8 protein-coding genes are annotated in these 12,443 nt (G+C 45.0%); 2 read left to right on the top strand and 6 right to left on the bottom strand.

Annotated features, from left to right (window positions below; genetic code table 11):
• The first annotated feature begins 812 nt into the window (after window positions 1–812).
• Window positions 813–1,916, top strand: a complete 1,104-nt coding sequence (locus NT073_RS31260; RefSeq protein WP_297381983.1) for a glycosyltransferase family 4 protein — start codon at window positions 813–815, stop codon at window positions 1,914–1,916.
• Window positions 1,917–2,431: 515 nt separating this feature from the next.
• On the opposite strand, the gene NT073_RS31255 is transcribed toward NT073_RS31260, so the two are convergent.
• The 6 genes from NT073_RS31255 to NT073_RS31230 all read right to left on the bottom strand — a co-directional run bounded on the left by NT073_RS31255 (window position 2,432) and on the right by NT073_RS31230 (window position 10,893).
• Entirely contained in the window at window positions 2,432–3,694 is a 1,263-nt protein-coding gene (locus tag NT073_RS31255; RefSeq protein WP_297381981.1) for a glycosyltransferase family 4 protein, read from the bottom strand.
• Between the two features lie 6 nt (window positions 3,695–3,700).
• On the bottom strand, window positions 3,701–5,065 hold the full coding sequence (locus tag NT073_RS31250; RefSeq protein WP_297381980.1) for a nucleotide sugar dehydrogenase: 1,365 nt from the start codon (window positions 5,063–5,065) through the stop codon (window positions 3,701–3,703).
• On the bottom strand, window positions 5,062–7,065 hold the full coding sequence (locus tag NT073_RS31245) for an alginate lyase family protein (protein WP_297381978.1): 2,004 nt from the start codon (window positions 7,063–7,065) through the stop codon (window positions 5,062–5,064). The genes NT073_RS31250 and NT073_RS31245 overlap by 4 nt, the downstream gene beginning before the upstream one ends.
• Before the next feature lie 596 nt (window positions 7,066–7,661).
• Window positions 7,662–8,651, bottom strand: coding sequence for a glycosyltransferase family 9 protein (locus tag NT073_RS31240; RefSeq protein ID WP_297381976.1), 990 nt, complete (start codon window positions 8,649–8,651; stop codon window positions 7,662–7,664).
• Window positions 8,648–10,267 (bottom strand): hypothetical protein, encoded by a 1,620-nt coding sequence (locus NT073_RS31235; RefSeq protein WP_297381974.1) that lies wholly within the window; start codon window positions 10,265–10,267, stop codon window positions 8,648–8,650. Before NT073_RS31235 ends, NT073_RS31240 begins: the two co-directional genes overlap by 4 nt.
• 74 nt (window positions 10,268–10,341) lie before the next feature.
• On the bottom strand, window positions 10,342–10,893 hold the full coding sequence (locus NT073_RS31230) for a hypothetical protein (protein ID WP_297381973.1): 552 nt from the start codon (window positions 10,891–10,893) through the stop codon (window positions 10,342–10,344).
• Between the two features lie 364 nt (window positions 10,894–11,257).
• Between NT073_RS31230 and NT073_RS31225 the strand changes: the two genes are divergently transcribed.
• Window positions 11,258–12,352 (top strand): acyloxyacyl hydrolase, encoded by a 1,095-nt coding sequence (locus NT073_RS31225; protein WP_297381971.1) that lies wholly within the window; start codon window positions 11,258–11,260, stop codon window positions 12,350–12,352.
• The last annotated feature ends 91 nt before the right edge of the window (window positions 12,353–12,443 follow it).

Below are 12,443 nucleotides of genomic sequence, written 5' to 3'. Positions count from 1 at the left end.
ACGTCTAATATGTATTGAAATAAATACTTATTCTATCAAGTAAATATTTAAAAGTTTGGCCATAATTAAACTGCGAATAATGGCTTTTTTTTTCTCAGAAAGATAAAATACATAAGGAGCCACCAGCGATGTAAATAGACAATTTGGTGGTATTTTTTTTGAGGTAATAATATAAATGGCGCCAACTAATTTTCATTGTTCAAATATTAATATGTTGATTTATTGTTAGTTATGTGCGTATAGATTGTGGAATATTATTGAGCGAGATTAAAAAATAATTCTGATATAATTGATAATATTAATAGATGTTTATTGGTTTTTTTGAGTTAAAAAAAATGATAATTATTTAGTTCAAATTGCATAATAGAAAGTTTTATCCCGATTTATTTATTTATAGTTTACGCAAATATAGAATTTAGAAAAAACCATATTACTTTAACGTCGAGTTTACAGTATTTGATTTTCGATAACTAAATAGTTTCTTCAAAGAAGCTATTTTGCGACTTATAAAACTTGCTTATATAGATCACTTTATTCAAGCCATTACGCTCTCAATTCAACTGTTTATACAAGTGAGGGACTCTGTTATAAGTCCTTTGAGAATAAATGTAACCAGCACTTTTCATTGAAAAGAAGATTGATTATGTCATTAGTATACGGCCAGGTTGTTGATATAGAGAAAAGTCTGGTATTGAGAAATTATTATGGCTTACCGGTTTGAATTTAGAATGCTAAACTGTGATGGATAGTCGGTATCAAAAGATTTGTAACTGTTTGGAACACAATATTTATAACTTGTAAAACCGTAAAAAATGAAAGATTTAGGTAATGTTCTTCAATTCATGAACTACAATGCGCCATACGCCGGTAACTTCATCAGATCTTTAACAAATCTTGAAGAAACATTAAGCGTTGAGGGATTGAAAATGGTTTATCTTTTTCCTAAGAAAGTTGCGAACCGCTCCTGGGCACAGGAACTAATTGACAGTAATAAGGACGTGTTTTTCTTGTCAGATAATTTCTTCAGGGATATTGTAACGATTATGTCTTTGCTGAAAAAATTTAACATCAAGATTATACATACACATTTTACAGATAGCAAAATTCACATGTATTTTAATCTTGTAAGATATTTATTTAATAGAAAAATATTTATTGTTAGACATTTGCATAATCACTATAAGCCGAGTAATTATGTAGTAGAGTTTCTTAAAAGAGCATCTTCAAGAATAGATTTTTATATTGGGTGTGGCCAATCTGTTGCTGATCATTATTCGCAGGAGTTTCGTATAAGTAAAGCACAGGTTTCGTCTGTTCCCAATGCTATCGACTTTCAACGGTTAGAGAGTTACACAATTTTAACAAATGCTAGTTTGCCAGAAGGTACAAAGAGATTCTTGCTTTTTGGCTTTGATTATTACCGTAAAGGCGTTGATATCGCCATCGAAGCTATAGATGAGCTAAGAAAGGAAAATTATGAAGTTTGTTTATTGATAAGCTTGTCGAAGAATAAGGAGTTTATCTCTTCTAAAATAATTGAAAAATTTGGTGAGATACCTGATTGGCTTTTTTTAGTAGAGGCTAGAGATGATATTGCAACGTATTATCGTTCCAGCGATATTTTTATATCATCCAGTAGAGCAGAAGGATTATGCTATTCGTTAATAGAAGCAGCATACTGTCAGGTTCCAATTATTGCCAGTGATATACCCGGCCATACGTCATTAAATATTCCTTATATCACTCATTTTTTGCCTCAGGATGCCTCTAGCTTAAAACGAGCATTAATAGAGGTACTTTCGATGAATGAAGATATGAAACAACGGCAGGCAATTGCCCGAAAGGAATTTGTGAGCAAAGAGTTTGACTTGGCTGAATGGTCTGATCGAATCCTGGCAACTTATATGTCCTTATAAGTAGAGTACTTCTTTTAAAAAAATATGCGGTAGCGTCAGACGTTTATAGCTGGCGTTACCGCATATTTATACTTGTTAGATTTTAGTGAAAATCACTCGATATAACAGTTATTTTCAAGTAAATACAGTACCGTTTCGGTTGTCTGTTTTTAGCAGGTTGGCGGGCTCAAAATAAGCCAAATATGAGCCCTGCGTAGATAGTGACAATCCCTACACGCTTTACAGACTAATGCATAGCCTGTCAATACAACGCTTATCACTCTATTGTAAGCCCGTAGCTCCAGTTTATCCTAGCCCGGTAAGTCGTATGGTGTAAGTCGGATTGCAGGACTGGTATATCTGTATTTGCTTCATGTTGTAAGCACAAAGAGACGTTTCTCTTATAGCTTTGGCGTATGCTCAAGGCCGTAAAAGAAGCGTCTCTTTTAATGAATCTGCGTGAAGATAGTCGCTTACTTAACCAACAGCTGAGCAAGCGACTATCTTCACGCAGAGAGAGCTATATATAATGCAGTTTAGACAACCGATACCGTTGCGGCTTCGGGCTCGCTTTTTGGCTGGATCTCCGTGCTGAAAGAAGCCAGGACCTGATTGTATAAGCCTAAAAGCTTTCCTCGTTCGTGCGACCACGACAGTTCTGTAACGACACGATTATAGCCAAATTCGCCCATATTGGTACGTGTATCCTGGTGGTCGAGCAGGTACATGATTTTTTCAGCGAAATCATCCAGATCATTAGGGCGCGCATACAGCGAAGCCTTCTGGGCTGAGAATCGGCCTTCCTTCAGATCGAACTGAACGATTGGCTTCTTCAGAGCCATGTACTCCATTATTTTGTTCATGGTGGAGAGGTTGTTCATCTCGCTGGGTTTATCGGGATTAACGCACACATCAGCAGTGTTGAGCACATCTACCATGAGTTCGTCTGATACCCGGCCATAGAAGTCGACATAGTTGGCTAAGCCAAGCTTTTCGGATAACTCTTTCATCTCTGCCTGACCCGTTCCGCCCCCGATGATAGCTAATTGCACATCCTGCCGTTTGGCAATAAGCCGCTGCATAGCCATCAGCAGTAAGTCAATACCCTCCGATTCGCTGATCGTGCCAAGATAGCCCAGTAAATATTTGCGACCGTTTTTATACCTTACATTGCCCGGACCAAGTTTAAGCCGGTCGAGTTTTGGGCCGCTTCGAACAACGGTTACGTTTTCGGGCTGCATTTTACCCCGGCGCACGGCTATCTCCTTGTACGACTCGTTCGTTGCGATGCTAACGTTGGCTGTCATAAACGTCAGTCGTTCAAACAGCAGCATGAGCTGGTAGAAAAAGTCTTTCTTGCCGAATTTGGCCAGATAAAACTCCGGGTTGATGTCGTGGTGGTCAAATACATATTTCACACCAAACAGCTTGAACGGCAACGCTACCGTAAAGATCAGATCCGGCGGGTTACAGCCATGGATAACCTGAAACTTCTTTTTGGCGAAGATTTTAAAGGCATACCAGTACCACCAGAAAATGGAAGTTCCGTATTCAACCAGATAACCCAGTGCACCTTTCGCTTCAACAGGCAAGGGATGTCGGTAAATATCAATGCCGTCAATCTGTTCGAACGGCGTCGTGTACCCTTTCATCCGAGGGCAGATAATGCTTACTTCTGCACCTGCTTCATGTAACGTGGTCGCTTCCTGCCACACCCTCCTGTCGAAGGGAACTGGTAGGTTTTCGACAATTATCAGTACGTGCTTTCCCTCAATGTGACCGTATTGCTCCGTAGTCATAACCGGTTATCTAAAAGTGAGTTGAGCGGGTGAGTCGGCTGAGTCGAGCGACCAGTTAATACCAATATATTCATTACTGGGGTCAATGTCGGCCGGCAACCGCACAAGGTCTAAAATGGTCTTTCCCTGAACGTTTTTGAGTACTTCCGTGAACTCGGCCTCTTTGGTACAGATAACCAGAACATCAGCCCATTCGGCCAGTTCGTTCGCATCTTCCACCAAAAGCCGGGAAAGGTGGGGAATGTGCTGATCGATATATTCTTTGTTCGTACCAGTCAGCTCGGAGGTGCGTACGTTATCATCATAAATGCTGAGGGAGAATCCCTTGCCCATCAGTGTTTCGGCCAGTTCAACGGCCGGGCTGTTGCGGAGGTCGTCGGTACCCGCTTTGAACCCAATACCCAGAAAGCCTATTTTACGATAGCTATGGCGCATCAGAATCGAGATGGCGCGTTGCATCTGGATCTCGTTGGTACGGTGAATACTGCTGATCACGGGCACTTGAAGGTACAGATCATGGGCCAGGGTTTGTAAACCTTTGAGGTCTTTGGGCAGGCAGGACCCGCCGTAGGCAAAACCCGGTTTGAAGTAATAATTAGAGATGTTCAACTGCTTGTCTTTGCAGAAAATATCCATAACCTGGTGCGAGTCGATACCCAGCGACGAACATATATTGCCCACTTCATTGGCAAACGAAATCTTGAGGGCATGGTATGTATTGTTTACATACTTCATGATTTCGGCGGTGCGGATATCGGCCACAACTACTTCGGCGGGCAGTTCTTCGTACAGGCTGCGGATAACCTTACCGGCCCGTTCCGAACCGGCACCGATGAGCGTCAAGGGTGGATTATAATAATCATGAACAGCTGTGCCTTCACGCAGGAATTCTGGGTTGCTAACTACGGCAAAGTCAACGTTTGCGGTTAAGCCGGATCGGCTCTCGATCATAGCGGCAATTTTCTCGCAAGTGCCTGGCATTACCGTTGAGCGAAGGGCAATCACGTGGAATGAATCGGGCATGACGTCGGCTTTCTCCTTGAGAACATCGCCAAAATGTTCGGCTACATTCATAATGTAGCTCAGATTCAAATGCCCTTGTGCCGTTGTGGGTGTACCTACCGCAATAATTGATACATCGGTGTTAAGAATAGCTTCGCGGAAGTTGATAGTGGCGCGAATGTGGCCCAGACTATGCTGGATAGCAATGATGGTGTCGATATCTTTTTCGACAATAGTAGCACGGCCGCTATTAATCTGACCAACTTTGGTTGGGTTAACATCAACACCAACAACTGAATGCCCATTCTGAGCAAGGCACCCCAGGCTTACGCATCCTACGTAGCCTAATCCAAAAATACTAATATTCATATTCGTATTGATAGTTGAGAATAATTTTGTGATAAATGATTAATACTAAGATTGTCTTGTACAGCCAACTGGTGCGTGAGTGTCACCTTCTGGCGAGCTGCTATGTGTAAGTAGGCCCGGATGGTTGTACTTGGTTGTAATTGATAAAAGCCGTTTGAATACCAGCCCAGCGGTGTTGGTTCGAGTTGACCCGTTATAGCTTCTGCGTTCAGAAGCGCATCGGTCGTTAAACAGACCTGTCTAGAGGTTCCTGGCAGTGAAAGCAAAAACGCGTTGTGAGCCAAAGCCTCAACCTGAACGTCGGGGCCTAAATGGAACATTACCTCAACGAGTCGCGTCTGCTCACCACTATTTTCGATGGTGTCAGTAAGGCACAGGGTATCTGTGATACGATCGAAATCGAACTGACGCTGGTGCCGACATTCCAGTTGTTTATAGCCATTGTGAACCGCTTTCAGCTGATCCAGCGTATCGGTTGACTGTGCGCTTAACAACCAGGTTTTGTAATGATTTAGCCATAGGAGTGCCCCAGCCTGTAAGGCCTGATTCTGCCCGTCGATACATACTGTATTATGGGCGCGGGTGCTTATAAAGTAATTTCGCCACTGTGGGTCAGTTTGATAGGAATAAGTGCCGGGGTCAGCCAGAAATACATGCCCATCTATATGCATCAGGAACGAAAGCGCATCGGCATGACCGTGGGCCGCAATAGACAGATAGCCTAAGGGAGCCACATCGGCATGGATATAAATTTCCCGTAGTTGGTTCGGGTTATCGCTTACTTCCTGCTTACGGATAATAAAGTGGCCTTCGTCCGTATAGAATTTGCTACCCGACAGGTCTTTTTGAGTAGGTACGGCGTCAAAAGCGGCCTGCCCGTCGGTACCAAACAATACGTAATTCTTGAGGTCAAAGCGGGGGACTTCGCCCCAGCTTGCTGATTTCTGTTTGAACAAAGGCTCGCCGAATAATACAGCACCCGTGCGCAGCAGAGACCGGAAATTGTTGTGTGGATGCTCATCGTCTAGCAGCAATACCCGGCCATCGTCTTCGTCTCCGTAGCGTGGGAAGGTGCCCTCGCAGTCCAGAAACTGTGCAATGTAGTGTAGAACTTGCCGTAGGCTGTTAGTATACGTCGTTGAGAACGGGTTTTCGGTTCGGTCGCCCACTACCTGGGCAATCAGGAAGAAATCCGTTATGAACTGAATGTACTCCGCAGCTTCCTCACGGTTCACACCGTTGGGACTATGCTGTTCTACAATCTCGTGCTCCAGCCCCGCTTTGGCAAATGTGCGCCACGCTGCCGATTCCGGAAACTCCCAGAAGGAAGCCGCAACGAATAAGCCGGAATACTCTGAAATCAGGTGATTGTTAGCTGACGAGTAATGCGATGGATTTGTACGACTATAAACGCAGTGCTGATAGATAACCGGTACTAGTTCGGCCTCGATAAACTGCCGGAAGTCGACGTTCGTTTCTGCCAGGGCCGAGGCATCCAGAATGTTCCAGCTGATAAACCAGTTAATCAGCCGTATGTTGACTTCTATATTACTGTACCAGTTGACGCCGGTCAAGTATGGGTTCTCGGCAAACCACGACCGATTGATGGCTACAAACTGATTTAGGAACTTCTGATCACCTGTTTGGCGATACTGAACGGCTAATTGGGGTAAAAACAGCAGCCGATTGATTTCCCAGGTGTATTTGGCGCTACCAAAGCGACCACTCCGGACATCCGCGTCTTTAGCGTATGTTTTTGGAAAGCGTAGACCCGTGCTGACGTCCAGATGCCAGTCTATAGGGCCATTAATATTGGTTGTATACCGAAAGATAGGTTGCTCCGGCGAAAACGTGACAGTAGGTGTCTGGGTTGGCTCAAATGGTAGGATTGGTTCGGGGAGGTGTGGGAGCCGAACCGTAGGTTTCCAGCCCATACGGCTCCGATCCGCTTTTTTCTGTATAAACTGCCCACCCCGAAAAACCATTTCCGGGATTGACATTGACCGAAGTCTGTTATAGAGCCAAGTATAATTACGAGACATAGGTAGTGATATATTTTTGATAATGACTACTGGACTGACCTTATGCTTCTTGTTTTAATTTATTGATAATCAGTGGTATTTGGTTTTTATAGTTTGAATCTGTAAACGGGGAGCATCTTCATTAATTTATTTGTAGTGGTTGTTAATAATAATTTAGGTCTATCGGTAAACGAGAGAATTAGTTACCTAAGCAGGACAAAACAGCTGTTGTGTGACTTTATTTAAGTGAATGGTGGTAAGCGTAAGGATAGATAGCTGTAGGATTCTGGCATCGGTCAACTGATCTGTTGCGTTGGTAGTTTTGCTTGAATAATTCCTCTTGCCAATGGTGTATGCATGTATAAATTCGATTAGTTGATGTTGTGTCATTTATTTCCTAACGCAATATAAAAAGGAAATAAATACCTTCAATATGGCTATAATGAGTTTATGAAAATAAATATAAATAAACTTATTATAGTTTTATAGATCAATAAAAAAACACAATTTAAGTATTTATTTAAATTAAGTTAACCTAATATAATATAGCAGTCATTATTCTGTAGATAATGTTATCAATAGTATTCAGACCGTATATAATTAGATGTAAAATGAGAATCAATGGTAAATGATAGTTCGTTCATGCATTTGTGGTGACCGAGCGGACAGCGGTCATGGCCTATTTTTGAACAGGGACGGCAGTTAACAGTAGTATTTTCGATAATCAGATGAGATGTTTTGTACGGATACATACCCAACTGAGGGGTCGTGTTTCCCCAAATGGAAATGATGGGCTTCTTGAAGGCCGCAGCAATGTGCATAAGCCCTGTGTCGTGGCTGTATACCAAGTGCGCTTGCTTTACCAGAGAGGCTGACTGATTGAGTGTAAGCAAGCCGCACGTGTTGTAAATGAGCGAGTCGCCCAATGCCCGACGAATAGTTTCGCCTGATTCCCGGTCCTGCTCATCGCCCAGTAGTACGATGGGTCGGGCTATTTTCCGGCAAAGCTCAATCATACGCTCTACTGGCAAACGTTTGGTTGCATGCTGCCCCCCTATGGCGTAGGCCACAAACGCTGATTGATACGTGTAGGGAAGGTAGTGAGCGGGTATATGTTCTTCGGCAGGTATAAAATAGTCCAGCCCTTTGTTGTCATTGACCACACCCAGAGTCTTTACTGTATCCATGTATCGATCCACAATATGAACGGAGGGCATTACATTTACTTTAAAGCGAACATAGAGCCACTTTCGCATATTGATTTTGTCGAACGTAAACGCCCGTTTGCCCAGCGCCTGTTTGATCAGCGTTGTACGGAGGTTGTTGTGGAGGTCGATGACAATATCGTATCGCTCCCGTCGAAGCTGACCGATCAGGTGGGGGAGGCTATCGTCCAGATAATGACACTTGTCAATATAGGGATTGTTGACAATGAGCGATTGGTATTGACGCTTGGTACAATAATGAATTTCAACACCAGTAATCTGTTGCTTCAGGCAACGGATTACTGGTGTTGTCAGGACTATGTCGCCAATAGATGAGAAACGCAGGATCAGAATCTTCATTTGCAATACATGTCTGCGTTAATCTTTAGTGTCCACTCCGATTTATCGATCAGATAATTACTCTGACGTAATGGCCAGCTTGCTCCACCATCGGTGCTGGCTCTGAAGTCGTAATAACGGCCCATTTTTATTTTGTAGGAAACCACTTTCCGGTTGGTTCGGGTAACCGATATCAGGTCATTCCAGGCGTTTTTTCCGGCTTCGCTGTACTGGGTTTTCATAATTGCCGGCAGCGAGGCTTCATCGAGGACTGTTCCTGTGGGACAAGAGAACTTAATTTCCAGCGTTACCGGTGGTGGCTCCGGTAACGCCCCCAGATTAATCGGTATGGGTGTCTGGTCGCAGGTGAGGCCCGGTTCCGATTCGCCTATCAGTCCGCCTTTCGCCCCTTTGCCCCAGGCATCCGTTTCGTCGAAAACCTGAAGTTTAAGGCGCTGATTCTTCAACTGGTTGTACGCCCGTATAATTGATCCATTGTTTGCATTGGCGTAGAAAGTAGAAACTACGTTGCCGGTAGCGACGTCAATCAGTTTGCAGCGATAGTTTACATCAACATTAACCAGTCGGCTGTTTACTTTGAAAACTGGCCCCGACGCGCAGATGACCACGGCCCACCCGGCTACATAAGCTACTGCTCTGGTTGCCTGTATCATGTACTCCAGGCGGCCTGTTTGTTGGTTCTTCCTGACCAAGCCCGGTCTTTCTTCCTTCCATTGGTTCGTGAACTCATCGTAACTGAACAACGGAATGGAGTCGCCTGCCTGAATAACGCGATTTTGCTGCACGTTATAGGCCTGCTGATAGAGCTCCATAGTTAAAGGAACGGCGGGAGACAGGGCGGTAGCTAATTCGAATCGGTCATTATAAATCTGTAGAGTCGTGGAACCCGCAAGTGACATGAATCGCATATTACCTTGCGAAGCCCCACCGGTTCGAGTACCAACAGCAGTCATTATTCCACCACCCGGCACGTATTGGGTAGCCTGAGCGTTTCGGGCGTTGGTGTGAATAAGTACCATCGTCAGGTTACCGCCAACGGGGCCTCCATCCCGATCACTGACTGATGTGTTTGCCAGAAGGGTTGCCGATGCCCGGTCGACATCCGTACCCTGGGGTGTTGTGCTAAGGCTTACTGTGGCTGTGACTATACCATTGGCAGTAGAGTTAACCGGTGTACGGGCGGCATTGAGCGTAACAGGTGGTTTGGTGATATTAATTCGGCGAACCGAGCGGGATTGCTGTTTATCGTCGGAAATTACAACCGGCTGAATAACCGTCAAGTAGTCTTCAGCCTCCACAACGATGGAAAAGCGGAGCGGTTTTTGAGTAGAATAAACCGTTGTGGGGGAGGGAGCAACCAGTAGCACTCCATCACTATTTAGTTTATAGCGAGTGGAGTTCAGGGTGGTTACGATCTGGCTGGCATCGGGCCCAGCTATGGTAATCTGGTTGACAGACGGCATCGGATTGCCAGCCGGATCGTAAAACCGATAGGCCACGACACCGTTCTGTAATGGGTCTTTTAAGCCTAGTTTTACGCCATCGAGCGGATTCTTACAGGCTTCAAGCCCGGCCGCAGCCAGCAGGAATAGACAAATAAGAGAACGGACTTGCATACCGAAAGAGTTAATGAATAATAGAGGAAAGCGTGGCACGTGGATAAATCCGTTGGTCAGCTATGCTTTTTCAGCTACTTGCTCTTATTAAGTCTGTAGGATACTGTCAGATTGAGGGACGGCAGGTAGCGATAGTTCGATAAATTGCGCTCCGCAATCGGTACCTGTTCGTCGATCGTTGTCGTTTCCAGAAAACCTTCGTACTCGAGCTGTACGCTTGGTTTGCCCAGGTAAAAAACGCCCATTTCGAACCCGACGCCCAACCGGCTTCTGGGTATGCTCCGGCCAAATCCCCAACCCAGGTAACCGACTATCGGATGCCAGCGAAAGCCGAGGTTTACGGTGCCAACATCCTCCGGTAGCAATTCCAGCCCGTCCAGATTCAATTTATCCTGAGTTGTCAGGGTTAAACGCAGGTCCGGGTGCCAGGTGTAGCCTACACCGCCCGTCAAAAAAAAAGAACTGCGCCGGAAAGGATGCCAGGTTAGATTGGCCTGTGCAACGGCAATGGCGAAATCGGGTTTGATCTGTATATAAGAATCCGTTGCTACTTTGACCCCTACCTGCTGCTGATAAGAAAAATAGTGGCCACCTACCCGTAAGGTAAGCCGTCTGGTAGTGCTCAACGGCCAATTGTAAAACGCCCCCGGTCCTATTGTGCCAAGCTGCACACTGACTGACTGCTTTGGTAACGAATCAGACTGTATGCGTGTGGCCCAACACACCGACTCCATGCTTAACCAACTAAGTAAGATATAAACATAAATACGGATCATAGCATACACTGATTAGTACGTATTAGTGTCTTATTTGTAATACAATAGATTTATAATAAGCTGAATACATATATTTATTTTATTCATTTGGTAAATATAGTTAACTACTATAGTAAGTATTATACTTTTGTGTCAATAAATCGCTGGTCTCTGTCCGGGCGACTAAAAAGTGAGTGAACTTTTAAATCGATAACTAGTTGTTTATTAGCTGTATATGCCTACTCTGCGCATTTTCCTGACGGCCTGGTTGATACTGGAGAGCTGTGTAAAAGCCATCGGTCAGGTGCAGGAACCAGAAGAGCGGGAACTAGGAGTTGTTGCACTGGCTGGTTTAACGAAAGCGAGTCACATAACACCCGCTTCTACCCAAACCCCGGTTGGGATTGAAATTCGCTATAGTGTGTTACACACGCGTCGTCAATCGTGGGAACAGTGCCAGTGTTTCTTCCGGTCGGGTGTTTTTATCAATGCCTATTCATTCCGCAATCCGGGCGTTCTCGGGCAGTCGATTGGCGGGGGGCTGTTTTATGAGCCTGTACTCGTACATCGGCCCCGATGGGGGCTTTCGCTTCGGGCTTTGGCAGGCATCACCTATGTATCACGCAGTTACGGAGCCCTCACCAATCCGGGCAACGTTGCGTTTGGAACACCGATCAATGGATTGATTGGTGCCGGTTTATATGGCCGCTTCACTCTGGCAACCGGCTGGCGTTTGCTGGCGGGGCTGGATTACAAACACATCTCCAACGCGGGTATTCGCTTACCCAACCAGGGACTCAATATTCCGGCCTTATCCATTGGTATACAACGGTATACAATGAGTGGACGCTTGCCTGATACACGCACCTGGCAGCCGACCCGGATGGGTAAACGCTGGATGTTTCGTGCGTTGGTCATAGGCTCGGCCAAGGTGCTGGAAGCCAACGACCGTGACCCGGAGCGGGCTTACCCTATTTTCGGGCTGAACCTGATCGCGGGTTATCACCTGACCCGCTCGCATGTATTATCGGGTGGTTTTGAAGTGATCGACGATCAGTATTTCAAGGAGCAGATTTATCGATGGAAAGAGCGTTATCAACCTTATCGGCAAGGGACGCTGCTGGCGGGTTATGAGTTCTGGCAAGGGCATTTCTCGTTCACGGCTCACATGGGCTGGAATGCCGTGCGCCCACTCTGGTATAAACCCGCTACCTATCAGAAATACGGGTTGCTCTATCGGTTCGGGAATGGCTTCACCACGGGTGTTGTCGTGAAAGCCTACGGCGATAACACCAAAAACTTTCAGGCCGTTGCCGGAATGACTTTTTGATACAGGTTACTTAAAGAAATAAGCCTTGTGAGTTGAGCAAGTCAATTAATTATACCTGTATTTCACTAATATTGTAAACATATTATTCCCA

The sequence above is a fragment of the Spirosoma sp. genome (genome assembly GCF_026391055.1).
Classification (GTDB): Bacteria; Bacteroidota; Bacteroidia; order Cytophagales; family Spirosomataceae; genus Spirosoma.
This window is presented reverse-complemented; position numbering and strand designations above follow the sequence as displayed.